15 protein-coding genes and 1 pseudogene are annotated in these 17,562 nt (G+C 72.0%); 11 read left to right on the plus strand and 5 right to left on the minus strand.

The features are described 5' to 3' along the window. The first annotated feature begins 52 nt into the window (after positions 1–52). From IFR11_RS10575 to IFR11_RS10590, 4 genes are all read left to right on the plus strand, one after another. Positions 53–2,032 carry a M13 family metallopeptidase gene (locus tag IFR11_RS10575; protein WP_191916125.1) on the plus strand — a complete coding sequence of 660 codons (1,980 nt, stop codon included), beginning with the start codon at positions 53–55 and terminating at the stop codon, positions 2,030–2,032. Between the two features lie 48 nt (positions 2,033–2,080). Next, positions 2,081–3,046: a serine hydrolase gene (locus tag IFR11_RS10580; protein ID WP_070409946.1), complete on the plus strand. Its 966-nt coding sequence runs from the start codon at positions 2,081–2,083 to the stop codon at positions 3,044–3,046. Positions 3,047–3,155: 109 nt separating this feature from the next. Then, complete coding sequence (locus IFR11_RS10585; RefSeq protein WP_055832739.1) at positions 3,156–3,428, plus strand: hypothetical protein; 273 nt, start codon at positions 3,156–3,158, stop codon at positions 3,426–3,428. A gap of 14 nt (positions 3,429–3,442) precedes the next feature. Further along, positions 3,443–4,333, plus strand: coding sequence for an FHA domain-containing protein (locus tag IFR11_RS10590; RefSeq protein WP_055934832.1), 891 nt, complete (start codon positions 3,443–3,445; stop codon positions 4,331–4,333). Between the two features lie 159 nt (positions 4,334–4,492). Here IFR11_RS10590 and purU read toward each other — a convergent pair whose 3' ends face one another. Next, complete coding sequence (gene purU / locus IFR11_RS10595) at positions 4,493–5,374, minus strand: formyltetrahydrofolate deformylase (RefSeq protein ID WP_055833210.1); 882 nt, start codon at positions 5,372–5,374, stop codon at positions 4,493–4,495. Positions 5,375–5,558: 184 nt separating this feature from the next. Here purU and IFR11_RS10600 point away from each other — a divergent pair, with 184 nt between their 5' ends. Beyond that, the gene (locus IFR11_RS10600; protein WP_070409059.1) at positions 5,559–6,887 is read left to right on the plus strand and encodes an MFS transporter; all 1,329 of its coding nucleotides are present in this window, start codon (positions 5,559–5,561) and stop codon (positions 6,885–6,887) included. 41 nt (positions 6,888–6,928) lie between these two features. Here the strand turns inward: IFR11_RS10600 and IFR11_RS10605 are convergent, their stop codons facing one another. Then, positions 6,929–7,333: an MFS transporter permease gene (locus IFR11_RS10605; RefSeq protein ID WP_191916126.1), complete on the minus strand. Its 405-nt coding sequence runs from the start codon at positions 7,331–7,333 to the stop codon at positions 6,929–6,931. Positions 7,334–7,507: 174 nt separating this feature from the next. Here IFR11_RS10605 and IFR11_RS10610 point away from each other — a divergent pair, with 174 nt between their 5' ends. Beyond that, positions 7,508–8,194, plus strand: a complete 687-nt coding sequence (locus tag IFR11_RS10610; protein WP_191916127.1) for a GNAT family N-acetyltransferase — start codon at positions 7,508–7,510, stop codon at positions 8,192–8,194. A 45-nt stretch (positions 8,195–8,239) separates the two neighbouring features. Here IFR11_RS10610 and IFR11_RS10615 read toward each other — a convergent pair whose 3' ends face one another. Continuing rightward, positions 8,240–8,449 (minus strand): hypothetical protein, encoded by a 210-nt coding sequence (locus IFR11_RS10615; RefSeq protein ID WP_055832745.1) that lies wholly within the window; start codon positions 8,447–8,449, stop codon positions 8,240–8,242. Positions 8,450–8,454: 5 nt separating this feature from the next. After that, complete coding sequence (locus tag IFR11_RS10620; protein WP_191916128.1) at positions 8,455–9,264, minus strand: SDR family oxidoreductase; 810 nt, start codon at positions 9,262–9,264, stop codon at positions 8,455–8,457. Between the two features lie 93 nt (positions 9,265–9,357). On the opposite strand from IFR11_RS10620, the gene menC reads away from it, so the two are divergent. From menC to IFR11_RS10640, 4 genes are all read left to right on the plus strand, one after another. After that, on the plus strand, positions 9,358–10,491 hold the full coding sequence (gene menC, locus IFR11_RS10625; protein WP_191916129.1) for an o-succinylbenzoate synthase: 1,134 nt from the start codon (positions 9,358–9,360) through the stop codon (positions 10,489–10,491). Positions 10,492–10,568: 77 nt separating this feature from the next. Continuing rightward, positions 10,569–11,957 carry a glycine--tRNA ligase gene (locus tag IFR11_RS10630; RefSeq protein WP_191916130.1) on the plus strand — a complete coding sequence of 463 codons (1,389 nt, stop codon included), beginning with the start codon at positions 10,569–10,571 and terminating at the stop codon, positions 11,955–11,957. A 155-nt stretch (positions 11,958–12,112) separates the two neighbouring features. Beyond that, positions 12,113–13,123 (plus strand): ATP-binding cassette domain-containing protein, encoded by a 1,011-nt coding sequence (locus IFR11_RS10635; RefSeq protein WP_070409067.1) that lies wholly within the window; start codon positions 12,113–12,115, stop codon positions 13,121–13,123. Next, complete coding sequence (locus IFR11_RS10640) at positions 13,120–13,923, plus strand: ABC transporter permease (protein ID WP_055832750.1); 804 nt, start codon at positions 13,120–13,122, stop codon at positions 13,921–13,923. The genes IFR11_RS10635 and IFR11_RS10640 overlap by 4 nt, the downstream gene beginning before the upstream one ends. Here IFR11_RS10640 and IFR11_RS10645 read toward each other — a convergent pair. Then, positions 13,920–16,811 carry an AAA family ATPase gene (locus IFR11_RS10645; RefSeq protein ID WP_191916131.1) on the minus strand — a complete coding sequence of 964 codons (2,892 nt, stop codon included), beginning with the start codon at positions 16,809–16,811 and terminating at the stop codon, positions 13,920–13,922. The genes IFR11_RS10640 and IFR11_RS10645 overlap by 4 nt on opposite strands. Before the next feature lie 168 nt (positions 16,812–16,979). On the opposite strand from IFR11_RS10645, the pseudogene IFR11_RS10650 reads away from it, so the two are divergent. Continuing rightward, a pseudogene (locus IFR11_RS10650) lies at positions 16,980–17,562 on the plus strand (hypothetical protein); the annotation flags it as partial.

Here is a 17,562-nt window from a genome sequence, read left to right on the forward strand (position 1 = left end):
CATCGACCGCCGTTCCGAGCCCGCACCGATGTGGGGCACTTATCCTGACTGCATGACCGACAACCTCCGTTCCGGTCTCGCGCTCGAAGAGCTCAGCGACGAGATCCGCCCGCAGGACGACCTGTTCCGCCACGTGAACGGCCGCTGGCTGGAGCGCACCGAGATCCCCGACGACAAGGCCCGCTGGGGCTCGTTCCACCTCATCGCCGAGCAGGCCGAGGCGAACGTGCGCACCATCGTGCAGGAGTCGCAGGATGCCGAGCCCGGCACCGAGGCCCGCAAGATCGGCGATCTCTTCGCGAGCTTCATGGACACCGAGCGCATCGAGCAGCTCGGCCGCGCGCCCATCGAGGCCCGCCTGGAGCGCGTCGACGCCGTGACCGACATCGCCTCGTTGCTGCAGCTCATCGGCGACCTCGAACGCGACGGCGTCAGCGGTCTGCTGGCGCTGTTCGTCGAGCCCGACCCCGGCGCGCCCACCCGCTACGTCCCGGTGCTGTACCAGAGCGGCATCTCGCTGCCCGACGAGAGCTACTACCGCCTCGAGAACTTCGACGAGACCCGCACGGCGTACCGCGGCCACATCGAGCGCCTGCTCGACCTGGCCGGCGTCGCCGAGGCCGCGGCATCCGCGGACCGTGTCTTCGCCCTCGAGACCGAGATCGCCACGCACCACTGGTCGCGCGAAGACAACCGCGACGCGGTCAAGACGTACAACCTGAAGTCGTGGGACGACACCGTCGCCCTGGCCGGGCTCGACCTCGAGCCGTGGCGTTCCGCCGTCGCGCCGGGGCACGAGAACGCGCTCGCCGAGGTCGTCGTCTACCAGCCGAGCTTCATCGAGTCGCTCGGGGGGCTGCTGGTCGAGGAGCGCCTGGACGACTGGAAGGCGTGGGTGCGGTTCAAGATCGTGCACTCCGCGGCGTCGTTCCTCTCCGACGACTTCGTCGCCGAGAACTTCTCCTTCTACGGCACGCAGCTGACGGGCGTGCCGGTCAACCGCGAGCGCTGGAAGCGCGGGGTGGGTCTCGTCGAGGCCGCCCTGGGCGAGGCGATCGGCAAGGTCTACGTCGAGCGGCACTTCCCGCCGGCGGCGAAGGACGCCATGGACGGCCTGGTCGCCAACCTCATCGAGGCGTACCGTCGGTCGATCCGCGGCCTCGAGTGGATGACCGAAGAGACGCGCGAGCGCGCCCTCGCGAAGCTCGACGCGTTCACGCCGAAGATCGGCTACCCCGTGCGCTGGAAGGACTACGGCGAGCTCGAGGTCGTCGCCGACGACCTGATCGGCAACGTGCGCCGCGCTCACCTGTGGGAGCACGACCGCCAGCTCGCGAAGGTCGGCCAGCCGATCGACCGCGACGAGTGGTACATGACCCCGCAGACCGTGAACGCGTACTACAACCCGCTCATGAACGAGATCGTGTTCCCCGCCGCGATCCTGCAGTACCCGTTCTTCGACGCCGACCGTGACGCCGCGGCCAACTACGGCGGCATCGGTGCGGTGATCGGTCACGAGATCGGACACGGCTTCGACGACCAGGGCAGCCGTTTCGACGGTGACGGGTCGCTGCGCGACTGGTGGACGGATGCCGACCGCGCGGCCTTCGAGGAGCGCACCAAGGCCCTCATCGCCCAGTACGACGCGCTCGTGCCGCAGGGCCTCGCCCACGAGCACCACGTCAACGGCGCCCTCACCATCGGCGAGAACATCGGCGACCTGGGCGGCCTCGGCATCGCGATCGCGGCATACCGCCTCTTCCTCGAGGGACAGGGCGAGACGGCGGGTGAGGGCCCCGACGTCGACGGGTTCACCGGCATCCAGCGTCTGCTGCTGAGCTGGGCTCAGATCTGGCAGCAGAAGGGGCGCGACGCCGAGACGATCCGGCTGCTCACCATCGACCCGCACTCGCCGAACGAGTTCCGCTGCAATCAGATCGTGCGTAACATCGACGCATTCTACGAGGCGTTCGGAGTCACCGAGGGCGACGCCCTCTGGCTCGACGCCGACCAGCGCGTCACCATTTGGTGAGGTCGCGTTTGTTGCCCTCCTGACCCGGAAGGAGCCACGCTCGTGGGCATGCCCCCGGTTCCCGAGCCCGCCGTGCCCGACCCCGTCGGCGGGCCGGTGGAGTCGTCGTCTCGTCGCGACGCCCCCGCCCTCCGCGGAGCGGGACGCAAGGGGCCCAAGCGCCTCCCGCGTCGCGCCGCGGCCGGTCGTCGGTCGTTCACGGCGACGCTGCGCTCGCTCGACGAGCTGGCGGCGTCGGGGGCCAAGGTCTCGGTACGCATCGACGATCTCGACGGTGGGGCGGAGGTGCTGTCGGGCGACGACTTCGTGACGCTGCCCGTCGGCGGTCTCGGCGTGGTGCCGCTGCTGATCGAGGTCGCCGCCGCGATCGAGGCGGGGCGCCTCGACCCGCTCGAGATCGTCGACCGCGCGTCGGTGCACGACGCCGCCCAGGGCGGGGTCTGGCAGCACCTCAAGGCCCCGGCGCTGCCCGTGGCCGATCTCGCGGCATTGGCTGCGTCGTCGGGCGACGCTCTGGCGGTCAACGCCCTCGTGCACCGGGTGGGGCTGCAATCGGTGCGGGCGCGGGTCGAACAGCTGGGCCTGCGGCGCACGGCGCTGCTCGACCGTTTTCGCGACGCCCGCGGACCCGATGACGCCCCCCATCTGGCCCTGTCCACGGCGCGCGAGATGGCGCACGTGTTCGCCGGTCTGGTGAACTCGACCATCGTGTCGCCGGGGGTCAGCGCGCAGGTCGCGGAGTGGCTGAGCCTGAACCACGACCTGTCGCTCGTGGCATCCGCCACCGGCCTCGATCCCTTCGCCCACGAGAACGATCAGCACGGTCTGCTGTTCGTCAACAAGACGGGTCGCGCGGCGGGCGTGCGCGCCGAGGCCGGCGTCTTGGGCGGACCGCGCGCGGGCGTCGCGTTCGCGCTGATCGTCAACTTCGACGACCTCTCGATCGCCCACCGTCTGCGGGCGCACGACGCCTTCCGCGTGCTGGGTGTCGAGCTGATGGAGTACGTGTACTGACGGGCGGCGAAGAATGCTCCCCCACCGGGGGCGCGAACGCAATCCCTTCCCCGGTGCGGAGGGTCGCTGGGACGCTATTGGCCTCCACACGAAAGAAGGGACCGGGGCCATGTCCGACTCCTCCACCACCGACCCGTTCGCCGACAACGCCGGCCCCGAGGGCCACTCCATCACCGACTGGACCGACCTCGGTCGCGAGATGTGGTCGTACCTGACCGGTCGCGGAGCGGCCGTCAACTACTCGTTCGTCGACATGACCGTCGAGGTTCCCCGCGACATCGGCCCCGACGCCCCGCGCGCGACCTGGAAGCTCAACGGCACCCTGCGCGTCACGACGAGCGACGACACCGCGGCCGGGTCCGACCCGCACCGCGGCAGCTGAGGGGCGGCGCCGTCATGGTGCGTCTCGACATCGACCTCGCCTTCTCGGAGCGCGACGAGACGGAGGATGCCGGGTCGCCTCCGTTCGAGGGCACGGTGACCGCCGCGGGCTCCGAGGTGCGCGTCTTCGTGAGCGACCCCTCGCGCCTGCCGGGCCGCGGTCGGCGCACCCTGGGCGAGTTGTCGACCCTGGCCGATGCCCTGGCATCCCGGGGCATCTCGGTGCGCGTGGAGGGGCCGGACGGTCCGATCCTGCACCTCGGCGACGTCAAGCGCAGCGTCCTGCAGCGGGCGGTCACGGGGTCGGCGCACATCCGACTGGGTTCTGTCGCGGCGGTGGCACCGCTGCTGATGAAACGGAACGGTCGGGGGTCGGTCTTCCCGATCCCGCCGGGCACCCCGATGCCGCTGGTTCCCACCGTCAACCGCACCGTGCGCCGCCGCATCACCACGACGCACTACACGCCCGGCTCGGGGCGGCCGCGCCTGATCTTCGCGGTCGGCGACGCGACGTGGGACGGCTCGCGGCCGCGCGAGTTCGACCTGCTGCCCGAGAAGACCGTGATCGGTTCGGGCGAAGAGGTCGACCTGCGCCTGCCCGGCCTGGCGCCGGTGCACGCCGAGATCCGCCACGAGGGCGACGACGAGTACGTGCTGTACGGCTTCGACGAGGTCGGGGGCGGCGGGGCGCGGGAGCAGGGCCCGGGTCGTGACCGCGGCGGGCGCATCCTGCGCACCGGTGCGCGTATCGAGCTGGGCGACTGGCGGCTCGCCTACTTCCGCGCTGAGTTCGCCGACCACGGCCGACCGTACGGCGGGCGCGTCGGCGGCGAGCTGGCGCGTCAGCGCAAGCAGCCGCCGCGGGGTGGGAGCGGCCCGCTCAGCCGCGCGAGCGATCCCGACTGAGACGGTGGACGGGCTGGGCGCCGTCGAAGCGGCATCCGTTCGTCGAGGACGCATCCGTTCGTCGAGGTCGCACGTGAGTGCGCTCGATCGGATGCGGTCTCGACGAACGAATGCGTCCTCGGTCGGGCGTGGCGGTAGCGACGCCGCCTCGCGACCGCGTCAGAAGACGATCGTGTGGTTGCCGTCGCGCAGCACGCGGTCTTCGGCGTGCCACAGGACCGCGCGCGAGAGCACCTGGCGTTCGACGTCGGCGCCGCGACGGGCGAGCTCGGCCGCCGAGTCGGCGTGCGTGACGCGCACGGTGTCCTGCTCGATGATCGGGCCCTCGTCGAGGTCGCTCGTGACGTAGTGCGAGGTGGCGCCGATGAGCTTGACCCCGCGCTGCTTGGCCTTCTTGTACGGCTCCGCGCCGATGAAGGCCGGCAGGAACGAGTGGTGGATGTTGATCACCGGCACCCCGATCTTCTCGAGGAAGTCGGGCGAGAGGATCTGCATGTACCGCGCCAGCACGATGAAGTCGACGTTGCCGACGAGCAGCTCGAGGATGCGGGCCTCGGATGCCGACTTGTCGGGCCCGGGCGTCGAGGGGACGTGGAAGAACGGAACGCCGAAAGAGCGCACGTCGTCGGCCGAGGAGGTGTGGTTCGACACCACCATGGGGATGCTCACGGGCAGGTCGCCACGGCGGTGACGCCACAGCAGGTCGAGAAGGCAGTGGTCCTGCTTCGACGACAGGATCGCCATGCGCTTCGGCGTCGAGAGGTCGGTGAGGGTCCACTCGAGCTCGAAGCCGTCGCCGAGCGTCTTCGCGAGGTCGGCCTCGATCTCGGGCAGGGCCGCGGGCAGGTCGGGGCGGTGGAACACCACGCGCTGGAAGTACGCGCCGCCGCGCAGCTGGTCGGAGTACTGGTCGAAGGCGACGACGTTGCCGCCCTGTCGCGCGATGAGGGCCGAGACGGCGGCGATGATGCCGGGGGTGTCACTGCCGTGCACGATGAGACACGCGTGATCGGGCTGCAGGTGGGGGCTCGCGGAGACCATCGGACCATTCTGCCGTGCGCCGACGCGGTCGCCGACCAGGTTGCGGCGCACAGCGGGGCGCACAGCGGGGCGCTGTTCGTGCAGCGGGGCGGTCATCGTGCGCCCCGGTGCGCCGATCGCGCCCCGGTGCGCCGGGCTGACCGCACCAGCCTCGATGTCGGCGGGCGGGGCTAGCCTGGGAGACGTGAACAACGCCCTGCGCCTCGACCGGCCGGGGTGGCGCACCTGGGTGCTGTGGGGCGTCGGTCTGCTCGCCTACGTCGTCTCGATCGTCAACCGCACGTCGCTCTCGGCCGTGGGCGTCGATGCCGCCACCCGCTTCCACGCCGATGCGTCGGCGCTGTCGATGTTCGCCGTCATCCAACTCTTCGTCTACGGCGCCATGCAGATCCCGGTGGGCCTGCTGCTCGACCGCTTCGGCGCGCGGCCCATGATCGCGATCGGCATGGTGCTCATGGCGCTCGGCCAGCTGGTGATGGCGTTCGCCGATGCGGTGGGGATCGGCATCCTGGCCCGCGTGCTCATCGGGGCGGGCGACGCCGCCATCTTCCCCAGCGTGCTGCGCGTGATCGCGACGTGGTTCCCGGCGCAACGGGCGCCGCTGCTGGTGCAGCTCACCGGCATCATCGGCCAGTTCGGCCAGATCATCGCCGTGGTGCCGCTCGCCGCGCTGCTGCACGCCACGAGCTGGAGCGTCGCCTTCGGCAGCGTCGCGGGACTCGGGGTGCTGTTCGCGGTGCTGACGTACGCGATCATCCGCAACCGCCCGCCCGAGCGTCGTACCGACCCGGTCGACACCTCGGTCGACACGCAGACCGGCGCGATCCGGGTCGTGACCTCGGCGGCCGACCTGCGGCAGGGGTTCCGCGAGTCGTGGGCGCACCCCGGCACCCGCCTCGGCTTCTGGTCGCACTTCGCCACCCCCTTCGCGGGGACGGCGTTCATGCTGCTCTGGGGCTTCCCGTTCCTCACCGCGGGCGAGGGGCTGCCGGCGGCGACGGCGTCGTTGATCATGACGACGCTCGTGCTGTTCGGCATCGTGTGCGGTCCGGTCATCGGCGCGTTGTCGAGTCGGCATCCCACCCGTCGTTCGCGCTGGCTCGTGCTCCCGGTCGTGGCGTTCCAGGCGGTGGTGTGGATCGCCGTGATCGCCTGGCCGGGGCCCGCCCCGGTGTGGCTGCTGATCGTGCTGATGTTCGCGCTGTCGACGGGGGGACCCGCCTCGATGATCGCGTTCGACCACGCGCGCACCTTCACTCCCAGCCACCGGCTCAGCACCGCGACGGGCATCGTGAACGGCGGCGGCTTCCTCGCCGCGCTCCTCGCGATCCTGTTCATCGGCGTCGCGATGGACGTGCAGGGGGCGGGGACCCCGGCGACCTATTCTCTGGATGCCTTCCGCCTGGCGTTCCTCACCCAGGTGCCGCTGTGGCTCGTCGGGGGGATCGCGATCGCCGTCGAGCGCGGGCGCACGATCCGTCACGTGGGCGGGTTCGACAAGCTGCCGCGCTGACGCCCGCGGCGAGGTCGGCAGGGGAGGACGGATCGCTCCGGTCAGCCCAGGCCGGTCACCCGCTGCCAGAGGTCGATGAGCAGCGGCACCACGTCGGAGGCCCGGCCGGCCGAGCCGACGGCCACCGCGACGAGGGGATACACGGTCGTCGCGAGGGCGGCGAGCACGGCGACGACCGCGAAGGTCCACGCGAGCCAGACGCGGCGGCGAGTGACCGCCACCAGCAGGGCGCCCGCGGCCACGACGACGCCGAGCAGGGTCGCGAGGGCGACACCGCCGACGGGGAACGGAACGAGGCCCGCCGTGCCGGCCGTGGTCGCGGCGAGGAAGCCGACGAGGGGCAGGTACAGCGCGAGGGCGATGATCACCGTGAGGGCCGCACCCACGCCGGTGGCGATGAACACGCCGCGGGGCCGGCGACGGGCACCCGAGGTCACGCGCCTCACGGGTGCACCTCGAGCGACGTGACGCGGGAGTCGATGATCGTGGATGCCATGTCGATGTCCTCTCGTGAAGGTGACGGTGTCGTCACGGAGGAGACGTACCGGGCGGCGGAATCGTCACGCTCCGACGGGGTTTCCCCGACACGCGCCCGGCCGACCCGGTGCGAGACTCGGAGCATGAGCGCGATCGACATCCGCACGCTGGGCGACATCGACGGCATCCACCGGGCCGCGGGGGTACTCGACGAGGTGTGGGGCGAGCGCGGAACGATGCCGGCGAACATCCTGCGCGCCCTCGAACACGCGGGCAACTACGTCGTGGGCCTGTTCGACGGCGATCGCATGGTCGGCGCGTCGGCGGCGTTCTTCGCGCCGCCCGCCGAACGCTCGATGCACTCGCACATCACCGGCATCCTGCCCGGGTACCAGGGCCGCGGCCTCGGTCGTCAGCTGAAAGAGCATCAGCGCGCCTGGGCGCTGGAGCGCGGCGTCGGGCACATCACCTGGACCTTCGACCCGCTCGTCGCGCGCAACGCCCACTTCAACCTGGCCGTCCTCGGCGCTCGCGTCACCGACTACCTCGTCAACCAGTACGGCGAGATGGACGACGCCGTGAACCGCGGCGACGAGTCCGACCGCCTCATGGTCGCGTGGGCGCTCGCCGAGCCGCCCGCACCGACCCCCGCGGATGCCGAGATCCTCGCCGCCGTGGCCGTGCCCGACGACGTCGCGGCGCTCCGCCGCAGCGACCCGGTGGCCGCCGCCGAGTGGCGCGTGCGCGTGCGCGACGAGCTGCGGGAGCACCGGGCATCCGGTCACCGCGTCGGCGGTTTCGATCGACGCGGATACCTCATCGTGCGGTGACGCCTCGCGTCGCCCGCTCCGTGGGGGCGGGCGACGCAGCAGGGATCACTGCTCGGTGATCGGGGTGTCCTTCTCGGCCGCCGGGTCGCCCTGGCCGGGGCCCGGGCGCACGGCCGCGTCGTCGCGCACGTCGATGCGCGTGACCCCGTCGTGCTCGGTGACGTCGAAACGCGGGGCGGCGTCTTCTTCGGTCGCCTTCGGTGCGCTCGTCAACTGGTCGTGACGGTTCTCTTCGAAGCTCTTCTCGTCGCTCATCGCGCTCACTCCTCGCCCGCCGAACGCCAGGCGTCCGACTCCATGTGGGAGCCCGCCTGCGGGCCCATCTGCAGCATTCCGCCGTCGACGACCCAGCTGGCGCCCGAGACGTACGATCCCGAGGGCGACGCGAGGAAGCGGATCACATCGGCGACCTCGCTCGGCTTGCCGGGGCGGCCGAGGGGGATGCCGGGGCGGTGCGTGCGCTCCGCGTCGTCGGCCGACATGTCGTTGATCGGCGTCGCGATCTCGCCCGGGGCGACGGCGTTCGCGGTGATGCCGTACTGGCCGAGTTCGAGCGCCATCGTCTTGATCAGGCCGCCGAGACCGTGCTTGGCGGCGACGTAGGGGGCGGAGCCCACGCGGGGCTGGTGCTCGTGCACGCTCGACACCGCGATGAGACGACCGCCGTTACCGGCCTGCACCATGCGGCGGGCCGCGGTGTGCAGGGCGAGGAACGCTCCGTCGAGGTTGAGGGCGATGTCGGTGCGCCAGGTCTTCAGGTCGAGGTCGAGGAACGTGCCCCCGATGCCGCCGCCCGCGTTGTTGACGAAGACGTCGAGTCCGCCGAGCTCGTCGGCCATGGCGTTCACGGCGTCGGGGACGGAGTCGAAGTCGGTGGCGTCGAACTGCGCGACGATCGCGCGGGCGCCGCGGCCGCGGACGGCCTCGGCGGTCTCTTCGGCGCCGTCCTTGTCGGAGTGGTAGGTGATCGCGACGTCGATGCCGGCGTCGGCCAGGGCGAGGGCGGTGGCGGCACCGATGCCCGAGTCGGAGCCGGTGACGATCGCGTGGCGCGGGGTGAAGTCGCTCATGCGACCGACGCTACGCGTGCGCCCCGGCGCGGTCGGCGGCCTTGCCAGCGTCGGACGCGGGCGTTACGGTCCCGGCCCGGCTAGCCTGCCCTCATGCCGCTCACCCGCGCCGCCGCCCCCGTGACCCTGGACGCCATCGAGCTGCGCGTACTTCAGATCCCGCTCGTCTCGCCCTTCACGACGTCGTTCGGCACCGAGACCGTGCGCGAGGTGATCGTCGTCGCGGCCGAGACCCCCGACGGGCGGGGGTGGGGCGAGGTGGTGACCATGGCCGCTCCGCTGTACTCCAGCGAGTACACCGCGAGCGCGTGGGACGTGCTGGCGAGGTACCTGGCGCCGGCGTTGCTGGAGCGCCGCCTGCTCGCGCCCGAAGAGGTTCCCGGCATCCTGCGTCCGTTCGTCGGGCACCGCATGGCCAAGGCGGGGCTCGAGCTCGCGGTGATCGACGCCGCCCTGCGCGCCGAGGGGCGCAGCTTCGGGCAGTACCTCGGCGCCGAGAAGGACCGCGTGCCCTCGGGCGTCTCGGTGGGCATCCAGCGCGACCCCGCGGCGCTCGTCGACGTCGTCGGCGGGTACCTCGACGAGGGCTACGTGCGCATCAAGATCAAGATCAAACCGGGGCGCGACCTCGCCGACACGGCCGCCGTGCGCGAGGCCTTCGGATCCATCCCGCTGCAGGTCGACGCGAACTCGGCCTACACGCTGCAGGATGCCGACACCCTCGCCGAACTGGACCGCTTCGACCTGCTGCTCATCGAGCAACCTCTGCAGGAAGACGACCTCGTCGACCACGCGACGCTCGCCGCGCGGTTGCGGACCCCCGTCTGCCTCGACGAGTCGATCGTGTCGGCGAAGGCGGCGGCCGACGCCCTGGCGCTGGGCTCGGGGTCGATCATCAACGTCAAGGCGGGTCGGATCGGCGGGTATCTCGAGGCCGTCGCGGTGCACGACCTGTGCCGTGACGCCGGCATCGCCGTCTGGTGCGGCGGCATGCTCGAGACGGGCATCGGCCGTGCCGCCAACGCCGCCCTCGCGGCCCTGCCGGGCTTCACGCTGCCCGGCGACATCTCGGCATCCGCCCGCTTCTACGAGCACGACATCGTCACCGAACCCGCCGTGCTCGACGACGGACACGTGCGCGTGCCGACCGGTCCGGGCCTCGGCGTCGAGATCGACACGGCGGCGCTGGAGCGCTTCACCGTGCGCCGCGAGAGGCTCACACGGTGAGCAGGGCCGACGCTCGATAAACTGGAGCCGCGCACTCGCGCCGCATCCCCACAGCTTTCCCGACCATTGGAGCCACCGTGGCCGAACAGTCCCGCCTCGACAAGGTCATCGCCCTCGCCCGCCACCGCGGGTTCGTCTTCCAGGCCGGTGAGATCTACGGCGGTTCCCGCTCCGCGTGGGACTACGGCCCCCTCGGCACCGAGCTCAAAGAGAACATCCGCCGGCAGTGGTGGCAGACGTTCGTGCGCGGGCGCGGCGACATGGTCGGGCTCGACTCGAGCATCATCCTGCCCAAGCGGGTCTGGGAGGCCTCGGGGCACGTCGCGACCTTCACCGACCCGCTGGTGGAGTGCCTCAGCTGCCACAAGCGCTTCCGCGCCGACACGCTCATCGAGGACTTCGAGGCGCGCAAGGGCCGCACGGCCGAGAACGGTCTGGCCGACGTGCCCTGCCCCAACTGCGGCAACAAGGGGCAGTACACCGAGCCGAAGTCGTTCTCGGGCCTGGTGAAGACCTACCTCGGGGTCGTCGACGACGAGTCGGGCCTGTACTTCCTGCGTCCCGAGACCGCCCAGGGCATCTTCGTGAACTTCTCGAACGTGCTCACGGCATCCCGTCGCAAGCCCCCGTTCGGCGTCGGCCAGGTGGGCAAGGCGTTCCGCAACGAGATCACCCCCGGAAACTTCATCTTCCGCACGCGCGAGTTCGAGCAGATGGAGATCGAGTACTTCACGCCGCCCGCCGAGGCGAACGAGTGGTTCGAGCACTGGGTCGAGGCGTGCTGGAACTGGTTCCTCGACCTCGGGATCGATCCCGAGAACATGAAGCGCTTCGACGTTCCCGAGGACGACCGCGCGCACTACTCCGCCGGCACGATCGACGTCGAGTACCGCTTCGGTTTCCCGGGCAAGGAGTGGGGCGAGCTCATGGGCGTCGCCAACCGCACCGACTACGACCTCAAGAGCCACTCCGAGGCGTCGGGCCAGTCGCTCACCTTCTTCGACCAGGCCTCGGGTGAGAAGTACACGCCGTACGTGATCGAGCCTTCGTTCGGTCTCACGCGCGCCATGATGGCGTTCCTCGTCGACGCCTACCGCGAAGAAGAGGTGCCCAACGCCAAGGGCGGCACCGACACCCGCACGGTGCTCAAGCTCGACCCGCGCCTCGCGCCCGTCAAGGTCGCCGTGCTGCCGCTCTCGCGCAACGAGCGCCTGTCGCCGCTGGCGCGCGAGGTCGCCGACACGCTGCGTGCGGCCGGGTGGAACATCGACTTCGACGACGCCGGCGCCATCGGCCGCCGCTACCGCCGTCAGGACGAGATCGGCACCCCGTTCTGCGTCACGGTCGACTTCGACTCGCTCGACGACAACGCCGTGACCGTGCGCGACCGCGACACGATGGGCCAGGAGCGCATCGGCCTCGACGCCCTGCACGGCTACCTCGCCGAGCGCCTGCGCGGAGCCTGATCCCTCACGCACGACTGACCGGATGCCGTGACCTCGAGGTCGCGGCATCCGGTCTCGTCGTTTCACGGGTCCGTGACAGCGCCGCGACAGTGCCGTGACGGCGTTCCCGTCCCCGTGACAGGGGCGCGACAGAGCCCCCGGCGCATTCTTGCGTCATGACCACTTCATCCACCCGCGTCCCGGCGGTCCGCGCCGAGGGCCTCGTCAAGACGTTCGGCTCGAACCGGGCCGTCGACGGCGTCGATCTCGTCGTCGAGGCGGGCACCGTCTACGGCGTGCTCGGCCCCAACGGCGCCGGCAAGACCACCACCATCAGCATGCTCACGACGCTGCTGCGTCCCGACGGCGGTCGCGCCGAGATCTTCGGCCACGACGTCGCTCGAGAGCCCCACGTCGTGCGCCAGCTCATCGGCCTGACCGGGCAGTTCGCCTCGGTCGACGAGAAGCTCTCGGCCACCGAGAACCTCATGATCTTCGGCCGGCTGCTCGGCCTCTCGCGCCGCGATGCGCGCCGCAAGGCGAGCGACCTGCTCGAGGAGTTCGGCCTGACCGAGGCGGCCTCCCGCCCCCTGGCGAAGTTCTCGGGCGGCATGCGTCGCCGGCTCGACCTCGCGGCCTCCCTCATCGCCCAGCCGCCGCTCATCTTCCTCGACGAGCCCACCACGGGCCTCGACCCCCGCACCCGCGGGCAGATGTGGGACACGATCCGGCGGCTCGTGTCGTCGGGCTCCACCGTCGTGCTCACCACCCAGTACCTCGACGAGGCCGACCAGCTGGCCGACCGCATCGCCGTCATCGACCGCGGCCGCGTCGTCGCCGAGGGCACGGCCCTCGAGCTGAAGGCGTCGGTCGGTCAGGCCTCGCTCGTGCTGCGGCTGCAGCCCGGTTCCGACCTCGACCTCGCCCGCACGACCGTGGCCCGGGTGCTCGACGCGACGGCGATCGTCTCGCCCGAGGCGGCGCGCCTCACCGTGCCGATGTCCGACCCCGACCGGGTCACCGATCTGCTCGTGGCCTTCCGCGAGGCGGGCGTGCACCTGAGCGAGTTCAGCGTGCAGCAGCCCACCCTCGACGAGGTCTTCCTCACCCTGACCGGCGCCGGAGTGCCGGCCGACGACGCCGGCGCGCGCGAGAGCGCCGCCCCTCTCGAAGGAGTCCGCGCATGAGCGCCCTCACCCTCTCGCGCGACCTGCCCCGCACCGCGGGTCTCGCCCAGACCGTCCAGAACACCCTCACGATGGCGGGCCGCGGTCTGCTGAAGATCCGCCGCACGCCCGAGCAGCTCATCGACGTCACGGTGCAGCCGATCCTGTTCACCCTGATGTTCACGTACATCTTCGGCGGGGCGATCGCCGGAGACGTGCAGAACTACCTGCCCATCATCATTCCGGGCATCCTCGTGCAGACCGTGATCACGACCTCGGTCGTGACGGGCACGCAGTTGCGCGAAGACATGGACAAGGGCGTGTTCGACCGGTTCCGCTCGCTCCCGATCGCGCGCATCGCGCCGCTGTCGGGCGCCCTGCTGGCCGACACCGTCCGCTACGCGATCGCCACCACGATCACCTTCGCGATGGGCTACCTGATGGGTTTCCGTCCGGCCGGAGGGCTCTGGGCCGTGGTCGCCGCGGGACTGCTCGTCATCGTCTGCTCGTGGGCGATCAGCTGGATCTTCGCCTTCTTCGGCGTCATCGCGCGCAGCGCATCGAGCGTCCAGGGCATCTCGATGCTGATCCTGTTCCCCCTGACGTTCCTCTCGAACGCCTTCGTCCCCTCGAACACCATGCCCTCGTGGCTGCAGTGGTTCGTCGACGCGAACCCGGTGTCGCACCTGGTGTCGGCGGTGCGCGATCTCGTCAACAACGGCGTCGTCGGCTCCGACGTGCTCGTGTCGCTGCTCGGCGCCGCGGTGATCGTGGCGGTCTTCGCCCCGCTCACGGTGCGCGCCTACATGCGCAAGGCCTAGTCGAGCAGGGCCGTGAGGGTCTCGGCATCCACGTCCGACAGGGCGGAACGGATGCCAGCAGCGGGCGCCGAGGTCTCCTCGGCGCCCGCTCCGGTGCGTGCGCTCACCCACACGTGGAACGGGTCGTGCACGTCGGCGGCCCCGCGCACCGCGGTGGCGCGGGCGAGGGCCTGGCGCGCTCGGGCGGAGCGCCCGGTGACGGCGTTCCACCCCGCGACGGCGAGCAGCACCGACGCGATGATCGGGTGGTCCTGCGACGAGATCGCCGCCGAGAGCGCGGTGCGCAGCGTCACGCGGGCCTCGTCGTCTCGGCCGAGCAGCAGCAGGGCCTGGGCGCGCTGCGCGTCGAGCCATGCCGAGAACTGCTCGGGGATGCCGGGCTGCCCGCGCAGATCCACCAGGCCGACCACGCGCAGGGCGGCCTCGCCGTCGCCCGCCGCGACCTCGACCTGGGCCGCGGTCATGTACGCCTGGGCGAGCGAGCGCACCGATCCGTCGGCCTGGGCCGCGTCGTCGATCGCGCGCGCGCGGACCCGTGCCTCGTCGAGGCGGCCGAGTCGCAGCAGAATGCCCACCGCCTGCGACTGCTGCTGCAGAACGTCGGGGACCGACGACAGGCCCTGCACGGCCGCCGCCGAGCGGTCCGTGACGGCCAGGGCATCGTCGAGGCGGCCGGCGAGCGTGAGCCATTCCGCGCGCAACTGGCTCGCGAAGCCCGTGCCCCACGGGTCGCCGATCGTCTCGAACATCGCGAGCGCGCGTTCGCTCTCACGGTCTAACGCGGTCATGTCGCCGGAGTTCTGCGCCGCTCCCGCCCGCAGCGCGTGCAGGATCGCGCGCGTCCACGCCGGGGCGGCGGCGAACTCCTCGTCGGTGACGTCGACGTGCCACGTGCGCGCGGCGTCGCCGGCGCCGCTGCGCAGCACCGTCTGGGCCAGGCGCAGCAGGGGCGGCACCAGCGCGGTGACGTCGGATCGATTCCGGTGAGCCGCCTGCTCGAGTTCGGCGCGGCGGGCGGTGTAGCTCTCGAGGGTCACCGTCGACGGCCGACCCGGCGCGGGGAACGCTGCGGCGAACAGGGCGACCGCCTCGACCACCACGCGGGGCTCGTCGTCGAGTGCGGCGGTGGGATCGGCGAACTCGGCGACGGCGCGGCGCAGGTCGTCGGTGCGTTCGCGCACGGCCCACGGCCACACGAGACTCCGCAGCAGGCGCACCCCCGCGCGCCGGTCGTGCGCCTCGGCGCAGACGCGCAGGGCCGCGGTGAGGTTCTCGTCGTTCGCGTCGAACCAGGCGAGGGCGTCGCGCAGGCCCGGTCCGCGGGTGCGCGCCTCGCGGGCGGCGGCGAGCTCCGTCAGCACCACGGCCGCGCGCAGGCGGTACGTCTCGGCGGCGCCGTCGGTGCGCAGGCGGTCGAGCCCGTACTCGCGCACGGTCTCGAGCATGCGGAAGCGGGCGTCGCGACGCACGAGCAGCGAGCGGTCGACGAGGGCGTCGAATTCCTCGGCATCCACCTCGAAGGCGGCAGCCACGGCCGCCGCGTCCCCGGCGCCGATGCCGTCGGCGAAGACGGCCGAGGCCTGCAGTGCGATGCGTTCGCCCGCAGAGAGGGTGTCCCAGCTCCAGTCGATGAGGGCGCGCAGGGTGCGGTGGCGCTCCACGCTCAGGCGGGGACCGTGCGACAGCAGCGCGAACCGGTCGTCGAGGCCGGCGTCGATCTCGGCGAGGGTGAGTGTTCGAGTGCGGGCGGCGGCGAGCTCGATCGCGAGCGGAAGGCCGTCGAGGCGCTGCACGATGCGCTCCGCCGTGGCGCGTTCGTCGTCGTCGGGCAGGCGGCCGCGTGCGGAGCGCACGCGCTGGGCGAAGAGCATCCGGGCATCGGTCGGCGGCAACGGCCCGAGATCGACGAACGCCTCGCCCGGGATGCCGAGGGGCTCGCGGCTGGTGGTGAGCACGCGCACGCCGGGACTCATGCGCAGCAGCGCCAGGGCGGCCTCCGCGGCTTCGCGCACGAGGTGCTCGCAGTTGTCGAGCACGATCACGACGTCGCGGCCGGCCACGGCCTCGGTGACCCGGTCGAGCGGAGAGGCCGGGGTGGCCGCGGTCTCGGGCAGGCGGATGCGACGGCCGACGGCGCCGGCGATCGCGGTCCACACGTCTCCGGCGGCGGCCGGGGCGAGCTCGACGACGATCGAATCGGCGACCGCGCGGGCGGTCTCGATGGCGAGCGTGGTCTTGCCGGCGCCGCCGGGACCGATGACGGTGACGAGACGGTCGGTGCGGAGCCGCTCGCTGATCGCGTCGAGCTCGTCGCCGCGGCCGACGAGGGCGGTCAGCGCGGCTCCGACGGGCGACGCCGCCGGTGCGGACGCGGCGGGCGGGGATGCGGACGCGGTGGGCGGGGATGCCGTCGATGTTTTCGCGGCGGCGGCGATCAGGCCCTCGACGTGGGCGCGGTCTTCGAGCAGATCGCGCACCAGCCAGTCGAAGCCCTCGTGCGGGGTCCACACGTCGCCGATCCACAGCGCCAGCGCCGCGCGAGCGCGCTCGGGGTCGTTCGCCGCTCGGGCCTCGGCGACCAGGTCGGCGAAGCGGGTGACGTCGACGTCGTCGCGTGTGAGCTCGAGCCGGTACCCGCCGGGGGTCGACGTGACGAGCCCCGCCGGCAGCGACCCGCGCAGGCGCGAGACGAGCGACTGCAGGGCCGCGCGGGGATCGTCGGGGGCGTCGCGCCCCCAGACGTCCTCGGCCAGCGCGCGGGTGCCCACGGTCGTCCCGGCATCGATGGCGAGGCGCAGCAGCAGGGCCTGTCGCGCACGCCCGGGAACGACGACGGCCTCGCCGTCGTCGGATGTCACGGCCAGGCCGCCGAAGAACCTCACCCGCACGGTGTCCAGACTAGGTCGCGCGACACGGTCCCCGCGGAGCGCGGGGGGATCGGCTGTTCGGTCGATGGCCGCACCCGCCCCCTGGGGAGGAGGGGCGCGAGTGGATGACACGGGCCGCGGGCAGGACTTCGTTAGCCTGGGGTCGACGACCGACGCCGAGGGGGCACGATGACGGAAGTCGATGGTGGACGAGAGTTCTCCGGTCCTGCCTGGCCGCCGAGGTCGGGAGCGCTCGTCGACACCTCGCGCTGCCCGTCGTGCTTCACCCCGATCACCGCGACGCCGTGCGTCTCGTGCGGACTGAACCTCGCCGACTCACGCACCGCGCGCGTGCTCGAGCTGTCGCAACGCATCGTCGAGCTCGTCGACGAGCGCACCGACGTGCTCCTGCGGGTCCACCGCGACGCCGCGGTCGCGGAAGCGGCGGCTGCGGCCGTCGAGGCTCCGGCAGCGGGGGAGCGGACCTCGGCGGTGTCGGAGATTCCGCCGGGGTTCCCCGCGCCGGCGGGGCCGGCCCCCACCGAGGTGCCCCGTGCCCCCGCCGCGACCGACGTTGCAGCCAAGACTGACGCCGCAGCTGCGGCCTCGGTGGCGGCGGAGCCCTCCGCGGCGGCCTCGGCTCCGGTCGCGGCGACCGAGGTGGTCTTCGCGCCGCCGTCGGGGGCACCGGTTCTTCCTGTGCCCCTCGACCCGTCGACCGCCCCGTCCGCCGCCTCGGCACACGCCCCGGCCGCGGCGTCGACGCCGCCCG

The sequence above is a fragment of the Microbacterium sp. CFBP 8801 genome, assembly GCF_014839455.1.
GTDB lineage: Bacteria > Actinomycetota > Actinomycetes > Actinomycetales > Microbacteriaceae > Microbacterium.

Excerpts from the sequence above, each read along its gene's own strand:
- IFR11_RS10575 (WP_191916125.1), top strand. The coding sequence starts at position 53 with ATGACCGACAACCTCCGTTCCGGTCTCGCGCTCGAAGAGCTCAGCGAC.
- IFR11_RS10580 (WP_070409946.1), top strand. The coding sequence starts at position 2,081 with ATGCCCCCGGTTCCCGAGCCCGCCGTGCCCGACCCCGTCGGCGGGCCG.
- IFR11_RS10585 (WP_055832739.1), top strand. The coding sequence starts at position 3,156 with ATGTCCGACTCCTCCACCACCGACCCGTTCGCCGACAACGCCGGCCCC.
- IFR11_RS10590 (WP_055934832.1), top strand. The coding sequence starts at position 3,443 with ATGGTGCGTCTCGACATCGACCTCGCCTTCTCGGAGCGCGACGAGACG.
- purU (WP_055833210.1), bottom strand. The coding sequence starts at position 5,374 with ATGGTCTCCGCGAGCCCCCACCTGCAGCCCGATCACGCGTGTCTCATC.
- IFR11_RS10610 (WP_191916127.1), top strand. The coding sequence starts at position 7,508 with ATGAGCGCGATCGACATCCGCACGCTGGGCGACATCGACGGCATCCAC.
- IFR11_RS10615 (WP_055832745.1), bottom strand. The coding sequence starts at position 8,449 with ATGAGCGACGAGAAGAGCTTCGAAGAGAACCGTCACGACCAGTTGACG.
- IFR11_RS10620 (WP_191916128.1), bottom strand. The coding sequence starts at position 9,264 with ATGAGCGACTTCACCCCGCGCCACGCGATCGTCACCGGCTCCGACTCG.
- menC (WP_191916129.1), top strand. The coding sequence starts at position 9,358 with ATGCCGCTCACCCGCGCCGCCGCCCCCGTGACCCTGGACGCCATCGAG.
- IFR11_RS10635 (WP_070409067.1), top strand. The coding sequence starts at position 12,113 with ATGACCACTTCATCCACCCGCGTCCCGGCGGTCCGCGCCGAGGGCCTC.
- IFR11_RS10640 (WP_055832750.1), top strand. The coding sequence starts at position 13,120 with ATGAGCGCCCTCACCCTCTCGCGCGACCTGCCCCGCACCGCGGGTCTC.